We start from the raw sequence: 13,839 nt of genomic DNA, 5'->3' as shown, positions 1-13,839 counted from the left end.
GCGCAGCGTAGTCAGGGCCGGAGCACCTGCCGCAGGCCGGGCCAGCGGTCCGCCCATCCCTTGGTCTCGATGCGATGCCGGACCTTCGCGTGTCCCTCCGGGCTGTCGAAGGCCGGGGACGGGCGGACGACCAGTCCCACCAGGTCGTCGACGCCGTGACAGGCCGCCAGCCGGACAGCGCCGTCGCGGAGGGTCACCGCCACACACGTCGCCGTCTCGGGCCAGCGGGAGATCGCGTCCAGCGTGGACGTGTAGGGCGCGTCACCGTTGCGCAGATGCATCCGGGCCTGGTTGCGGATCTCCCACGGGACGTCCGGCAGGATCGCCGCGGCCCGGGCCTCCGCACGTACCTCCTCGTCCGGATCTTGATCGTCGGGGTGGAAGTAGGCGAGGTCCACGTCGCGCTCCGGTGCCGGTGGGCGGCCGGTGATCGCGTCCCAGATCCGGTTGCGGACGAATCCGGCCCCGATCCACCAGTCCGGCAGATCGAGTTCGGTCGCGGCTCGGAGGACTCTCATCGCCGTCGGGTCCGACTCGATCACCGCCACGACGTCCTGTGCGCTCATCACCATCGGACGAACGCTAGACGGCGCCCGGCGGGAAGCGGCGACCGGAGGCGACGTGGAGGATCGGGACGGGTCAGCCGGTGGTGTAGACCGCCCGGTCGAAGTCGGCGTAGCCACCCTCGGCGCCCAGGTCCTGGACCCACAGGCCGACGAACGCTCCGGTGAAGCCCCACGCCTCCGGCTCGCCGGGGACCAGGGTCACCGCGTACTCGTCGGAGAGGGTGGTGGCGTCGAAGGTGCGGCCGAGTTCCTGCCACTCGCCGGGGACGGTCTCGTACGCGAAGGTCAGCGCCGCCCCGTCCAGCCGGGCACGCAACCCGACCCGCCGTACGTCCAAGGGGGTCCGCAGGCCCGGCGCGGCGGTGACGCGCCCGCTGTCGCAGCAGAGCACGTCGAGCACCGGCGCGCCGTCGTCGTCGGCGGTGATGTGCAGGTAGTACCAGTTGCGGGAGTTGTAGTACGCGGTGATCCCGGCCAGTTGCCGGAAGTTGCGGGGCACGAACTCGACGGTCGCCTCGAAGGTGCAGTGGGTGTCGGTGACCCGCCGGGCGACCAGGCTGGGCCGGTGCCGGGCCATCGGTGACTGCCCGCCCTGGATCCGCAGGTACGACGGGCGGGCGCTCAGGTCGACCCAGTCGGGAGTGGCGGGCCGTCGCAGCGTGGACCAGTCCGGCCCGAGCGCCGGGGTGTCGAAGTGATCGATCGCGGACACCAGCTGCTGCGGTGCGGCGGTGACCTCGGCCGGGGCGGGGACCTCCTCGGCGGGCACCCCGTCGCGGATGCGGGGCCAGCCGTCCTCGGGCCACTCGACCCGCTGCAGGGCGGTCTCGCGCCCCAGCACACACCGGCCGGACGGCGCGTACGGCCGGGCGACCAGGTGCGCCAGGTACCACTCGCCGGCGGGGGTCTCCACGAGACTGCCGTGCCCGGCCTTCTGCAGGGCCAGGTCGGGGCGTCCGGAGGAGGTCAGCATCGGCCCGGCCGGGTCGACGGTGTACGGCCCGAGCAGCCGCCGCGACCGGGCGACCGTGACCTGATGCGTCAGGGTGGTGCCGCCCTCGGCGGTGACCAGGTAGTACCAGCCGTCCTTGCGGTAGATGTTGGGCGCCTCGGTCAGCCCGGCGTCGGTGCCGTCGAAGATGACCTGCTCGGGTCCGACGAGGCGGCGCAGGCGGTGGTCGTACCGCTGGATCGAGATTCCCGCGAAGCGGTTGTTGCCGGGGCGCCAGTCGGCGCGCATCGACAGCATCCAGGTCGTGCCGTCCTCGTCGTGGAACAGCGACGCGTCGAAGCCGCGCCCGTGCAGCACCACCGGATCCGACCACGGCCCGGCCATGCTCGGCGCGGTGACCAGGTAGTTCTGCGGGTCCCAGTAGCCGCCGGCGAATGTGGCGACGTCGGTGTAGAGCAGGTGGAACAGCCCGTTGGCGTAGGTCAGGTTGGGCGCCCAGACGCCGCACGAGTCGGCGGTCCCGGTGAGATCGAGCAGCCGCCGCTCGGTGAGCACCCCGCCGAGGGGACGCCAGTCGACCAGGTCGGTGGAGTGGTGCACCCGGACGCCCGGATACCACTCGAACGTCGAGGTGGCGATGTAGTAGTCGGCACCGACCCGCAGGATCGACGGATCCGGGTGGAAGCCAGGCAGCACCGGGTTGCGGATCGTGGAGACGGCGGCTTTGGCGATCGTCATGGAGAGCCCTTCACAAAAAGGTGGTGGCGCGGCGGCCCCCCAGCCGCCGCGCCACGGAGTTGTCAGCTCGTTCGGCAGGTCACGGTCGGCCACGTCCAGTTGCCGTTGGCCATGATCGTCACGCCGAAGTTGTTGCCACTGCCGTTCGGCCGGGCGGTCACCGATCCGGAGGTGCCGCTGACCGACGCGTTCCAGCTGTTCTGGATGCTCTGCCCACCGTTGAGGTTGAGCGTCACCGTCCAGTTGCTGGCGTTGCTGACCGCGACGTTGAGGTTGAAGCGGTCACCGAACTGCTCGCCCGCCGACAGCACGGCCGTGCAGTTGCCGCCACCGTTGCTCGGCGGCGGGCTGGTCGTGCTGCCGCCACCACTGCCCTCACGGACGGTGATGTCGGAGCTGCCCTGGCTCTGGTAGCCCTCGGTCGCCATGATCTGGTAGGCGAAGCTGTTGCCGAGGTTGAGCCCGGCCCGGGCCCACGCGTCGAAGTGGTTGGCCACCGTGATGGTGCCCGAGCTACGCTTCGACTGCCGGACGCTCCAGTACTGGTAGAACGTCTGGTTGCCGTCGATCGACGGCGCGTTGATCCGCTGGCTGCGCAGGATGTCGTAGGTGCCGCCGTCGGTGGTCACGGTGCCCAGTCGCTGGGCGCCGTTGCTCGGGTTGTAGCTGCCGAAGTTCTCGACGATGTAGTACTCGATCAGCGGGTTGCGCGTCCAGCCGTACAGGGCCAGGTAGGTGTTGTTGTTGCCCGGGTTGTAGGTGCCCGAGTAAGTGACCGTGCGCCGCGAGCCGGTGGCCCAGCCCTTGCCGCCGACCCAGTTGTTGGTACTACGGTCCCAGCTGCTGGAATACCGGCCGTCGGCGCGCAGCGTCATGCTCGCGTTGCCGCTGTCCTTCCAGAACGAGAAGTAGTAGCCGTTGTGCGTGCCGGTGGTGTTGGAGCTGACCGTCCGGTCGGACTCGGCGTGCGCGGTGCCGGCGACCATCACGCCGGACACGGCCATCGCCACGGCGCACGCGGCGCCGAGCATCAGACGGATCCGGCCGCGTCTGCGACGCGTCGGCTGGGGGAGATCTGCGGTCATGTGCGCCTCCTGATGAAGGGCGTTCGGGGAACGGCTCCACGGGCACGCGGGGGTGTGGTGCCGTGCCCGTGGCGGGGAACGACGGCCATAGAGGCCCGTCATTGCGAGATCGTGGCCCGCCGACCGCAAGCTTGTCAACAACTTACGGAAACCATGCGGAAATACCGACCATGATCTCCGGCGGCGGCGCAGGCGGAAAAGGCCAGGTTAGGGCATTCAAAGCCCGGGGAGGTACGGTCCTCGTGCCCCGCCCCGCGCAAGAGGTTGACACACAGTCCCCGAAACTTACGAGAACGGGCCGTCGGTGGCCCGCACACGACAGCGCCCGCCCCGCCGGTGAAACGGCGGAACGGGCGCTGTGGATCGTCCTGCGATCAGGCGGCGTTGCGCAGGGCCGGCCCCCGCATCCCGTAGGCGAGCAGGCCGGCCACCGCCACGACAGCCGCCGTGACCGCCGCGGCCCCGCTGTCGTGCGGCTGCGACGGCCACGTGAGGATCCGCACCACCACGGCATCACCGTCGAACGGGAACACCAGCACCGGCAAGGCCCAGGCCAGCGGCACGAACCACGACCGGGCCGCACCCAGCACCGCCGCGCCCAGCGCCGCCAGCCCGAGCAGGCCCGCCGCGTCGCGTGCCACCAGGGCGGCCGGACCGAACCGCGCGCCGGTCAGCAGCGTCACCAGCACCAGGCCGGTGACCACCGCGAACGCGATCAGCAGATGTGCCGCCCGCAGCGGCGGCCACCGCCGCGAGCCGGTCCGCTCCAGCGCGTCGTCCGGCCCGCCGAGGGTGTGTGCCGACGACGCCACCAGCAGCAGCACCAGCAGCACGACCATCGTCGAGTCGGCGTCGGGAACCTCGGAGAACGCGGCCACGACCGACCACACCAGGACCGTGCCACCGCACGCCGCGGCCAGGGCCGCGAGCACCCGCCGTGACCGCAGATGCAGCGCCAGGTACCTCACCGGACGCCCCGCTCCAGCACGCCGCGTGTGTCACCGCAGGTCAGGGCCGCCTGGCGAACCGCGACCACCCGGGCCAGTGCCTCCGCCTCGGGGAGTTCGCGCAGCCCCTCCCACAGCCGGGCCGCCTCGACCTCGTCACTGGGCGGCGGCGTCTCACCCGGCTCGACCACGTAGCCGCCCGCATCCGGGTCGCGGACCGGCCGCCGCCCCGACAGCCACGCCCCCGCCGCCATCGCGGCCGGCACGTCGAACCCGTCCGGGCAGCCGGCGGAGGTCGCCCCACCCGACTCCAGCATCCGGGTCAGCACGAACTCCGGATGCTCGACGTGGCCGTCGTCGCCGACCCGCACGTCGAACGGCACCGTGTCCGCGCCGTACCGGATGACGCTCTTCTCGTCGAGGTAGACGTTGGTGTTCTCGACGGCCGACGTCGGCGGATCCGGCAGCTTCGCCAGCAGGGCCAGCGCCTCCCGGGCGTACGGCGTGACCTCGTCCAGCAGACCGGCGTGCACCCGCGCCACGCACACCCGCGGCGCGTCGCCGGTGCACACCTGCTGCTGCGCGACCGGGTCGATGGTCACCCGGTCGTAGTCGCGGGGCATCACCGCGACCCCGAGCGCCACTCCCAGCACCAGCGGCAGCAGCGCCGCGGCACGCGTACGCCACCGGCCCGCCGCCAGCAGCACGACGGCCGCCACCGCGACGCCCGCCGCGAGGACCGCCTGCGCCGCGCTGGCCCGCAGAGGAACTGTCTGGTACTCGATGAACTGGTTCATCCCCCACGCCGGGGAGGCGAGCGTGGACAGCCGGTCCTCGTGGAACGCCATCGGCAGCGCCAGCATCGCCCCGAATCCGGCCACCGCCAGCACCGGCGCCGTCACCGCAGTGGGCGCCAGCCGCCCGAGGGCCATCCCGATCCAGGCCGACGTGATCACCGCCAGCACGCCGACCCCCGCCGCGGCGACCGCCTCACCCGGCAGGTAGCGGGCCGTCGAGGCGATCCACAGCCCGGTCACCACCAGTACCGCCACCTGCGCGACACCCACCGCGCCGGCGACCGCGGCCATCGACAGCAGGACCCGCTGACGGCGTGGCCGCGGCGTGCCGGCGAACAACTCGGCCACGCCCGCCCGGTGCTCCCGGCGCGCCAGCCAGGCGCCGACACCGATCGCCACCGGGCACGACAGCATCAGGTACGACCGCTGGCTCGTCACCAGCGACATCCACCCCGCCGCCCACTCCCAGCGCACGGCGTACAGCAGGGTCGCGCCGGCCACCAGCAGCACCGTCGCCCCCGGCAGGCCGAACCGGCGGACCTGCACCGCCAGCACCCGGCTCATGCCGCACCGCCACGGTGCCGGCGCAGCAGCGCCGAATAGCCCCGCTCGGCCGGGCTGAACCCGGGGTCGCCCTGCTCCCCGTGCGCCATCAACGCCTCCGGAGAACCCTGGAAGACCAGCTTTCCCTCGTTGACCAGCACCACGTCGGTGCACGCCGCCACCACGTCCTCCACCAGGTGCGTGGAGACCAGCACACAACTGTCGACACCGATGTCGGCCAGCAGCTCCCGGAAGTCGAGACGCTGCTCCGGGTCCAGTCCCACGGTCGGCTCGTCGAGCAGCAGGACCTGCGGGTCGTTCACGATGGCCTGCGCGATCCCGGCCCGGCGCACCATGCCCCCGGACAGCGTCTTCATCTTCGCGTCCGCCTTCGCGGTCAGCCCCACCCGCTCGACGGCCCGCTGCGCCGCCGCCGGGATCGACGCCTTCGGCATCTCCTTGAGCCACGCCATGTACTCGACGAACTCCCGCACCGTGAACCGCGGATAGAACCCGAAATCCTGCGGCAGATAGCCCAGCTCCCGCCGCACCCTGCGCAGATCGCCGCGGCCGCTCACCGGCTCGCCGAGCAGCGTCAACTCTCCACCGGCCGTCTTCAGCACGGTGGCCAGCGCCCGCATCAGCGTCGTCTTGCCCGCGCCGTTCGGGCCGAGCAGACCGTGCACGCCGGTCCGCAGTCGCAGGTCCAGCCCGTCCACGGCCAGGTGACGCCCGGCCCGGACCTTCAACTGCTCGGCGTGCACGGCCCACGCGTAGGTGGCGGGCGCGGTCTCGGCCGCACTGATCGTTCGCATTCGTTCCCTCGTCTCGGTCGCCGCTGCCGCTTTGCCGGCGTTGTACGGCTGTCAGGTGTGGCGGTGCGGTCACGGTCGGTCGGCTACCGGCCCGTCTTGGTTGCGGTGCGGTCGGGGTTCGGGTGCCGGCTTCCGGCCGTCCTGGCTGCGGCGTTCGGTTCGGCCGCTGCTTGGTGGGCGGGGTTCGGTTCACTTGGCGGGCGGAGTTCGGTCGCGTCGTCCTGGGTCTCAGTCGGCGCTGTTCAGGCGGCGGAAGAGGTCGGCTCGGGCCGCGGCGAAACCGGCCATCCCCACGGCGGCCGCCGCCCAGGCCGCGGCGCCGCCCGGCGTCAGCACGACGGGCAGCTGTGCGGTCGCCAGGCTCGGCGCCACGACCGCCACCGACCACACCGTGCCCAGCCCGGCCGCCGCCCGGCGTACCCCGATCAGCGAGCCCAGCGCGATCGACGCCGCGGTGAACGCCAGGCACGGCGTGAGCAGCATCGCGAGCGGCGCGCCGGTACGGGCGCCGGCCAGCGCGAGCAGCGGGATCACCACGGCCAGCACCGCCGTCGTGCGCCGCAGCAGCATGCCGAGCCCCGCCGACGGGGTGCCGGCCACCAGCTCCCAGGCCGGGTCGGTCCGCCGGTTCCACGACGCGGCCACACCCGGCAGCGGCGCCACCGGGGCCAGCAGCAGCACCAGCGACGGCAGGTCCGGGGCGATGGCGTGCAGCAGGACGGCGCAGCCCAGCACGCCCGCCGTCATCGTCAGCCACGGCGCCGGCGTCACCGCGAGCCGGCGGCGGCGGATCGCCATCCGTCGGCGTGCCGGCGCCGGGCCCGCCTCGATACCCCGGCCGACGGCGGCGCCGACCACGTCGAGCAGCGCACGGGTGTCGTCGGGGATCTGGCCGGCCAGCCGCGCCCGGCAGTCCGCACACGTCTCCAGGTGTGACTCCACCGACCACACACTCGCCTCGTCGAGGCCCGGGTCACCGTCGGCGTACCGTGCCAGCACGGCGACATCAGGATGCATCGTCACGACAGCGCCTCCCGCAGAGCGATCCGGGCCCGCCGCGCCCGGGATTTCACCGTGCCCTCCGGCACGTTCAGCAGCACCGCGGTGTCCCGCGCGGACAGCCCGTCGAGCACCATGGCCCGCAGCACCTGCCGTACCTCCGGCGGCAGCCGCAGCAACGCCTGCTCCAGGTCCTGCCCGACCCGACCGGCCATCACCTCGTCCTCGGCGGCCGGAGCGACCGCCTCGGCGGTCGGCACCGCCGGCACCTGAGCCTGCCGCGCCCGCCGCCGGAACGCGTCGACCATCCGATTCGCGGCGATCGTCCACAGCCAGCCGACCGCGCTGCCGTCGACGGCCGACTCGGCGAAACTGCCCGCCGCCCGCCACACCGCGAGATAGGTCTCCTGCATCACGTCGGCCACCACGTCGGCGTCCGCACACCGCCGCCGAAGCCGGACGGCAAGCCACGGCGACGTCCGGCGATACAGCTCATCGAACGCCCGCCGGTCGCCGGCAGCGGTACGGCGCACGAGTTCGCCCTCGTCAACCGCGTCCAGACTCTCTCTCACGCCCTGATAGACGACCGCACCACCCCGATCGGATCTTCTCCGGTTGTGATCCACGCCACTCCACCCGTTGCCGCCGGTGTCCACGCTGGGTCCAGGAAGCGTCTCCGCCTTCCTGTGGTGATCGTGGCGATCGCCGCGCTGACGATCCTCGCCGTCGCGGCGGTCCCCCTCGCGCTCGGCCGGATCGGCCGCCTCATCACCGCCGACCGGGAGAGCCTGGGCAACATCGGCGACTCCTACGGCGTGGTTTCGGCGGTGTTCTCCGCTTCCGCGTTCCTGGCGGTCGCCGCCTCGATCCGCTACCAGGCTCGGGCGTTCGACCAGCAGCGCCTGCAGGCGAGCCGGGACCGCCGGCTCGAACTTCTGCGCCTGGTCCTGGACGACCCGGAAACCTATGCGTCCGGCATCGGCCGAGATCCCGGATCCCTGTCGCGCGATCACCCACCCGGGCCGCGGCCACGCGCCGGCGCCCGTGAAGCCGGCCCGGCCGGTGGCCGGCGAGGCGATGCTCGCCCTCGGCATCTCCGCCGCTCTTGCTGTCGGCCGGCTCGCCGGTTCACGCCGACGCCGATGACGGGGGTTCCCGGCGCCACCCGCAGACGGCGGACGACCTCCACCCTTCACCCCGACGGATGAGGGTTCTTCCCCAGTGCCGGCGCCCGGCGGGGTCGGCTCATGTGGACGGACTCGATCCGTGCGGAGCGGCGATTCCGCCAGGTCCTGTCGGTGCTCGCGGGTCGCGACCGACAGGGCGCGCCGGTCAGTGGCGGCGTTCGGCTCGCCGGATCGGTGCGGTGGCGGAGGTGTCCGCTTGGCCGGCCGCCGTGCCGGTGGGTTGCGGCGTTGTTCGCTCGCCGGGCCGGGCCGGGCCGCGCCGGTGCGGGTGGGCGCGCCGATTGCCGCGCCGCGCCTGTGCGGGTGGGCGCGCCGGTTGCCGGGCCGCACCCCTGCTGGTGCGGCAGCGACGGTCCGGCGGCGGGGTCAGGTGGGCAGGACCGCGGTGAGGGCGGTGCGGACGCGGTCGCGCAGCCAGGCGTGTGCCGGGTCGGTGTCGAAACGCTGGTGCCAGCCGCAGACGATCGGCGGCTCCGGCAAGGTCAGTGGCAACGGCACGGTGACCAGGCCGAACGCGTCGGCCAGGGTGCGCAGCGCCAGCGCGGGCGCGGTCAGGACGGCGTCGCTGCGGGCCACCACCTGGGCGGCGGTCGCGGTGGCGCCGACCGCGGCGAGGACCCGGCGGTGCCGGCCGTGCTCGTCCAGGGCGCTGTCGACCGGGTCGCTCAACCGGCCCCGGCGTGACACCAGCACGTGCGGCAGGGCGGCGAAAACGTCAAGATCGAGGCTTTCGGCGTACGGATGACCGGCCCGCAGGATCACGACGAACCGGTCGTGGCCCACTATCTCGTGCCGGATCTCCGGCAGGGCCGGCACGGCGGATCCGACCTCCAGGTCGACGCGGCCGTGCCGTAACTCGTCGGTGTCGACGGCCGCCTCGGACGGGAAGCGCAACCGCACCCCCGGCGCCGACTCCGCGATGTCGGCGAGCAGGGGCGGGGCGAGCACGGTGGCGAGCGCGTCGTGGCACTGCAGGGTGAAGACCCGGTCGAGGCCGGCGAGGTCGAGCTCGCGGCTCGGCGCCAGCACCTGCCGGCTCTGCCGCAGCAGCTCACCGACCTGCTCGCGGACGGCCAGCGCATACGGCGTGGGGGTCATCGTGCGGCCGGTGCGGACCAGGATGTCGTCGCCGGTCAGCCGGCGCAGACGGCCCAGGCTGCGGCTGACCGCGGGGGAGGAGAGCCGCAGGCGCTGGGCCGCCCCGGTCACGCTGCCCTCCTGGAGCAGGGCGTCGAGCACGGTGAGCAGGTTCAGATCCAGTTGCACGGCGGTAAACTCTACCCTAACAACGTTGCACTGGACTCAACGCAACAGGGGCGGCAGGGTGGAGTCATGACCACCGAACAGCAACTTCTCACCGTCCTGACCGAGGCCGTCCACAGCGCCGCCGCCCTGGTCACCCGCCCCGCGGTCACGCCGACGACCCGGGCGGAGCTGATGGCCGCGCTGGCCGCGAACGACGACGCCGTCAGCGGTGTGCTCCGGCCGGCGCTGACCGCGGCGCTGCCCGGTTCGCAGTGGACGTCCGACGAGCACGGGTCGGGGCCGATGCCCGGTGGCGACTGGTGGGTGGTCGACCCGGTCGGCGGCAACATGAACGCGGTGCAGGGCATGCCGGACTGGAACATCGGCGTCAGCCTCGTGCGGGACGGCCGCCCGGTGCTGGCCGTGCTGTACATGCCGGTCGCGGGGGAGACGTTCACGGCCGTCGCGGGTGAGGGGGCGAGGGCGAACGGCGTACCGCTGAGGGTGTCGGCCAAGACCGATCTGAGTCTGGCCCTGACCGGAACCGGCCAGGCGCGTCCCGGCCGGGAGGCCGACCGGGCCGACCGGGCCGGCGCCGCCGTCGCCGCGATGATGCGGCAGGCGCTGTACGTGCGTGTCTCCGTGCCGGTCGGCCACCAGCTGGCACAGGTCGCGGCCGGGCGGATGGACGTGCACTGGCAGTTCGACAATCTGCGCTCGCACATCGCGCCGGTGCTGATCGTGCGGGAGGCCGGCGGCATCGTCACCGACCTCGACGGCAAACCCTGGGACGTCACCAGCGACGGGTACGTGGCCGCCGCGCCCGGTCTCCACGCGGCCGCCCTCGAAGCGCTCCGGTGACCGGCATGGAGATCACCGTCCTGGCCGCCTCCGGCGCGACCGGCCGCGAGCTGACCCGCCAAGCCCTGGCCCGCGGCCACACCGTCATCGCGATCGCCCGCAACCCCGGCCGCATCCTCCTGCCCGCGGCCGATGCCCTCGGCGCGGACGTCGGCGGCCGGCCGGACCCGGCACGACGCGCCGGGTCCGCCGTTCCGGGGGAGGCCGTCGACCCGGCGCGCCTGATCCGGGTCGCCGCGGACGTCCGTGACCCGGACAGCATCGCCGCGGCCCTGCGCGGGCGGGAGGTGATCGTCTCCGGTCTCGGCGTCGCCAAGGGTGACCGGCCGGGTGTGCTGACCGAGGGCGCCCGGGCGCTGGCCGCCGCCCGTCCGGGCCGGATCGTGTGGCTCGGCGCCTTCGGCACCGGCCCGTCCGCGGCGGCGGCCGGCCCGCTCACCCGGACCCTGCTGCGCCTGCTCCCGGACCGGGCCGACAAGGAGGCCGCCGACGCGATCATCCTCGGCGCCGGCGGAACCGTCTTCCACGCCGGGCCGCTGTCGGACTCCCCGAGCGGCCCGTCCCGCCGCACGCTGGCCCTGGAACAGGCGCCCCGGCGGGTGTTCCCGGCGCGGGTCAGCCGCGCGACGGTGGCCGCCGCCATGCTCGACGAGGCCGAGAACCCGGCACACGCCGGCGCCGTCGCCCTCCCGCTGGAGGGCTGAAAACCGGCGGCGGCGGGCGGCCGGCGGCGGCTGTACCGCAGCGGATCGGTCCGGGACCGGCCGAAGACGCCCTTGCCCAAATCATCTTAGTCATTAAGATAACCGCCGTGAGCGAATCGACCGACTTCTCAGTGGCGATCGCCGGCGCCGGGCTCTCCGGCCTCTGCCTCGCCCAGTACCTGACGCGCGCCGGCATCGACGTGCACGTCTACGAGAAAGATCAGGGCGCCTTCGTCCGGCAGCAGGGCTACCGGATCATCCTCGACCGGTACGGGCTGGAGGCGCTGCGGGAGAGCCTGCCCCGCCCGCTCTACCGTCTCGCGCTGGCCACCGGCGACGAACCCGGCGGGCACCTGCGCTTCACCGACAGCCGGCTGCGGGACGCCTTCACCATCAACTTCAAGATCGAGCCACACGCGACCCGCCAGGTGGACCGTCTGACCCTGCGCTCGATCCTGATGTCCGGCCTGGACGGCCGCATCCACTACGGCCGGGCAGCCGTCGGCATGGACGATGGCGGCCCGGCCGGCCTGCGGCTGCGGTTCGCCGACGGCGGGGCGGTCCCGGCGAGTGTCGTCGTGGCCGCGGACGGCGTCGGCTCGGCGCTGCGCACGCAGATCGCGCCGGAGGCGGCCCCGGAGAGCACCCCGATGGCCGGGATCTACGGCAGATCACCCCTTCTGCGGTACGGCGAGAGCGTCATCCCGGAACCGCTGCGCACCAGTGGGGTCCTGTCCATCGACAACCGTCCCGGCCGTGCCTTCTTCTTCACGTCCATGCGGTTCGGCGAGAGCCCGCGGGAGGCGTTCACCCGGGTCATCCCCGGCACGTACGCGCCCAACGGCGACGACTACGTCATGTGGGCGATGCTGCTGCGGCAGGAGGAGGTGCCCAACGGCATCCGCGGGAACCTGCTGGAGCTGCGGGACATGGCCGCCCGGATGAGCACCGGCTTCCACCCGCTCATCCGCCGGCTGGTCGACACGGCCGAGCTGGACGCGACAGTGCTCAACCTCTTCGCCACCGGCCGCCGCCCGCAACGGTGGGCGGTCCCGCGGGCGACGATGATGGGCGACGCCGTGCACGTGATGCCACCGTTCGGCGCGCAGGGCGGCAACACCGCGCTGCGTGACGCCGCCCTGCTGGGCCGTCGGCTCGTCGAGGCCCGGGAGACCGGCGTGCCGGTGGAGCAGGCGATCGCCGCCTATCAGGAGGAGATGGTGCCCTACGCGTTCCGCGCGGTCGACACCGCCGCCGGGCTGATGCGCCGCCTCACCGGGGCCGCGGCCGCACCGCACTGGGTGCTCACCCGCGTGCTACCTCGGCTGCACCGGGTCACCGTCCCGGAGGCATGATTGTCGGCATGTCCCACGAGCCGGCCCGGGCGTCCGCGATCGCCGACCTCATGCGCGCGGGCCGGGAGACGTCGCGGCTGTCGATGGTGTTCCGGTATGCGATTGCCGACCGGCTCGGCCTGACCGTGAGCGACCTGGAGTGCCTGGACTTCCTGGCCGACGTCGGCCCCACCACCGCGGGCCGGATCGCCGAGCGGACCAACCTCACCACCGGCGCCGTGACCAGCATGCTCCGCCGGCTCCAGCAGGCCGGGTTCGTCACCGCCGACCGCGATCCGGCGGACCGGCGGCGCGTGATCGTCACCCTGTGCCCGGACCGGGCCGACGAGCTGGAGCGACCCTACGAGCGGTTCGCCCGGCGGGCGGCGCAGCTCATCGACGGCTACAGCCTCGCCGAGCTCACGCTGCTGGCCCGGCACTTCGGCCACCTGCAGTCGATGTATCTGGCCGAGCTGGACGACCTCCGCGGCGGCGACCCGGCCCGCTCCCCCTGAGCCTCCGGTCGCCACTCGCCGCCCGGATCACGGGCGCCGCTACGCCGGCCGGCGGGACGGGGTCATTCGCCGACTCCGGCCTTACACGTGACTTTCTGACCCGAGGCGCCGGTCACCTTTGCCACCTCCTTCTTCTCCACGACGATGCGGCAGGCCAGCGCACCCTTGGACGGAGTCGCCTCGAGGACTGTCTCACCCTGGTTGATCACCAGCAGTTGACTCCATGGCACGTTCGCCTTCTCCTCGGTGACCGTTCGCGGCTCACCGCTGTCGTCCACCGAGGTGATCGACGGCGTGACAGTGGCTTGAGCGTCGCCGGTCAGCTCGTATCGAGTCTCCAGCGGTCCGGTGGCCGTCTTCTGGCAGGCCGACATCAGCATGACGGTCGCCCCCATCAGCGCGATCGAGGCAAGGCTACGTTTCACGGCACACTCCCTGTTACGTATTGAGGTAACCGGTGGTCACGGCGTCGTCGGGTCGCGTGATCGACGGTCCGCGTGCTGGTCGGCGCGGGCGACGGCCGGGTTCCTCGCAGTCGGGCCGGGTTGAGG

The 13,839-nt window shown here is 73.0% G+C and carries 15 protein-coding genes; 5 read left to right on the top strand and 10 right to left on the bottom strand.

The window, feature by feature from the left end; translation table 11 throughout:
- Positions 1-11 precede the first annotated feature (11 nt).
- The 8 genes from BM290_RS10510 to BM290_RS10475 all read right to left on the bottom strand — a co-directional run bounded on the left by BM290_RS10510 (position 12) and on the right by BM290_RS10475 (position 8,014).
- Positions 12-572 (bottom strand): nucleotidyltransferase family protein, encoded by a 561-nt coding sequence (locus tag BM290_RS10510; RefSeq protein WP_093612616.1) that lies wholly within the window; start codon positions 570-572, stop codon positions 12-14.
- Between the two features lie 67 nt (positions 573-639).
- Complete coding sequence (locus BM290_RS10505) at positions 640-2,256, bottom strand: glycoside hydrolase family 43 protein (protein WP_093612614.1); 1,617 nt, start codon at positions 2,254-2,256, stop codon at positions 640-642.
- A 62-nt stretch (positions 2,257-2,318) separates the two neighbouring features.
- Positions 2,319-3,341: a glycoside hydrolase family 11 protein gene (locus BM290_RS10500; RefSeq protein WP_093612612.1), complete on the bottom strand. Its 1,023-nt coding sequence runs from the start codon at positions 3,339-3,341 to the stop codon at positions 2,319-2,321.
- Between the two features lie 374 nt (positions 3,342-3,715).
- Positions 3,716-4,309 (bottom strand): hypothetical protein, encoded by a 594-nt coding sequence (locus BM290_RS10495; RefSeq protein WP_093612610.1) that lies wholly within the window; start codon positions 4,307-4,309, stop codon positions 3,716-3,718.
- Entirely contained in the window at positions 4,306-5,649 is a 1,344-nt protein-coding gene (locus BM290_RS10490; protein WP_093612608.1) for a hypothetical protein, read from the bottom strand. The genes BM290_RS10495 and BM290_RS10490 overlap by 4 nt, the downstream gene beginning before the upstream one ends.
- Positions 5,646-6,443: an ABC transporter ATP-binding protein gene (locus BM290_RS10485; protein WP_093612606.1), complete on the bottom strand. Its 798-nt coding sequence runs from the start codon at positions 6,441-6,443 to the stop codon at positions 5,646-5,648. The genes BM290_RS10490 and BM290_RS10485 overlap by 4 nt, the downstream gene beginning before the upstream one ends.
- A gap of 228 nt (positions 6,444-6,671) precedes the next feature.
- Positions 6,672-7,460: a zf-HC2 domain-containing protein gene (locus BM290_RS10480; protein ID WP_239143523.1), complete on the bottom strand. Its 789-nt coding sequence runs from the start codon at positions 7,458-7,460 to the stop codon at positions 6,672-6,674.
- A gap of 2 nt (positions 7,461-7,462) precedes the next feature.
- On the bottom strand, positions 7,463-8,014 hold the full coding sequence (locus tag BM290_RS10475) for an RNA polymerase sigma factor (RefSeq protein ID WP_093612602.1): 552 nt from the start codon (positions 8,012-8,014) through the stop codon (positions 7,463-7,465).
- 123 nt (positions 8,015-8,137) lie between these two features.
- Here BM290_RS10475 and BM290_RS10470 point away from each other — a divergent pair, with 123 nt between their 5' ends.
- Positions 8,138-8,650, top strand: a complete 513-nt coding sequence (locus tag BM290_RS10470) for a DUF6082 family protein (RefSeq protein ID WP_143133689.1) — start codon at positions 8,138-8,140, stop codon at positions 8,648-8,650.
- Between the two features lie 345 nt (positions 8,651-8,995).
- Here the strand turns inward: BM290_RS10470 and BM290_RS10465 are convergent, their stop codons facing one another.
- Positions 8,996-9,895 (bottom strand): LysR family transcriptional regulator, encoded by a 900-nt coding sequence (locus tag BM290_RS10465; RefSeq protein ID WP_093612598.1) that lies wholly within the window; start codon positions 9,893-9,895, stop codon positions 8,996-8,998.
- 66 nt (positions 9,896-9,961) lie between these two features.
- Here BM290_RS10465 and BM290_RS10460 point away from each other — a divergent pair, with 66 nt between their 5' ends.
- The 4 genes from BM290_RS10460 to BM290_RS10445 all read left to right on the top strand — a co-directional run bounded on the left by BM290_RS10460 (position 9,962) and on the right by BM290_RS10445 (position 13,288).
- Positions 9,962-10,735 (top strand): inositol monophosphatase family protein, encoded by a 774-nt coding sequence (locus BM290_RS10460; protein WP_093612596.1) that lies wholly within the window; start codon positions 9,962-9,964, stop codon positions 10,733-10,735.
- 5 nt (positions 10,736-10,740) lie between these two features.
- Positions 10,741-11,439 carry an NAD(P)-dependent oxidoreductase gene (locus tag BM290_RS10455; protein ID WP_093613622.1) on the top strand — a complete coding sequence of 233 codons (699 nt, stop codon included), beginning with the start codon at positions 10,741-10,743 and terminating at the stop codon, positions 11,437-11,439.
- A gap of 107 nt (positions 11,440-11,546) precedes the next feature.
- A complete protein-coding gene (locus BM290_RS10450) occupies positions 11,547-12,794 on the top strand; it encodes an FAD-dependent oxidoreductase (RefSeq protein ID WP_093612594.1) in 1,248 nt (415 codons plus the stop codon).
- Positions 12,795-12,802: 8 nt separating this feature from the next.
- Positions 12,803-13,288: a MarR family transcriptional regulator gene (locus BM290_RS10445; protein ID WP_239143519.1), complete on the top strand. Its 486-nt coding sequence runs from the start codon at positions 12,803-12,805 to the stop codon at positions 13,286-13,288.
- A gap of 62 nt (positions 13,289-13,350) precedes the next feature.
- Here BM290_RS10445 and BM290_RS10440 read toward each other — a convergent pair whose 3' ends face one another.
- Positions 13,351-13,713, bottom strand: a complete 363-nt coding sequence (locus tag BM290_RS10440) for an MmpS family transport accessory protein (protein ID WP_143133688.1) — start codon at positions 13,711-13,713, stop codon at positions 13,351-13,353.
- Positions 13,714-13,839 lie beyond the last annotated feature (126 nt).

The sequence above is a fragment of the Actinoplanes philippinensis genome (assembly GCF_900113015.1).
Lineage (GTDB): Bacteria > Actinomycetota > Actinomycetes > Mycobacteriales > Micromonosporaceae > Actinoplanes > Actinoplanes philippinensis.
The sequence above is the reverse complement of the archived record's forward strand: the minus strand, read 5'-3'. Positions and strand labels throughout refer to the sequence as shown.

Excerpts from the sequence above, each read along its gene's own strand:
- BM290_RS10510 (WP_093612616.1), bottom strand. The coding sequence starts at position 572 with ATGGTGATGAGCGCACAGGACGTCGTGGCGGTGATCGAGTCGGACCCG.
- BM290_RS10505 (WP_093612614.1), bottom strand. The coding sequence starts at position 2,256 with ATGACGATCGCCAAAGCCGCCGTCTCCACGATCCGCAACCCGGTGCTG.
- BM290_RS10500 (WP_093612612.1), bottom strand. The coding sequence starts at position 3,341 with ATGACCGCAGATCTCCCCCAGCCGACGCGTCGCAGACGCGGCCGGATC.
- BM290_RS10490 (WP_093612608.1), bottom strand. The coding sequence starts at position 5,649 with ATGAGCCGGGTGCTGGCGGTGCAGGTCCGCCGGTTCGGCCTGCCGGGG.
- BM290_RS10485 (WP_093612606.1), bottom strand. The coding sequence starts at position 6,443 with ATGCGAACGATCAGTGCGGCCGAGACCGCGCCCGCCACCTACGCGTGG.
- BM290_RS10480 (WP_239143523.1), bottom strand. The coding sequence starts at position 7,460 with ATGCATCCTGATGTCGCCGTGCTGGCACGGTACGCCGACGGTGACCCG.
- BM290_RS10460 (WP_093612596.1), top strand. The coding sequence starts at position 9,962 with ATGACCACCGAACAGCAACTTCTCACCGTCCTGACCGAGGCCGTCCAC.
- BM290_RS10455 (WP_093613622.1), top strand. The coding sequence starts at position 10,741 with ATGGAGATCACCGTCCTGGCCGCCTCCGGCGCGACCGGCCGCGAGCTG.
- BM290_RS10445 (WP_239143519.1), top strand. The coding sequence starts at position 12,803 with ATGTCCCACGAGCCGGCCCGGGCGTCCGCGATCGCCGACCTCATGCGC.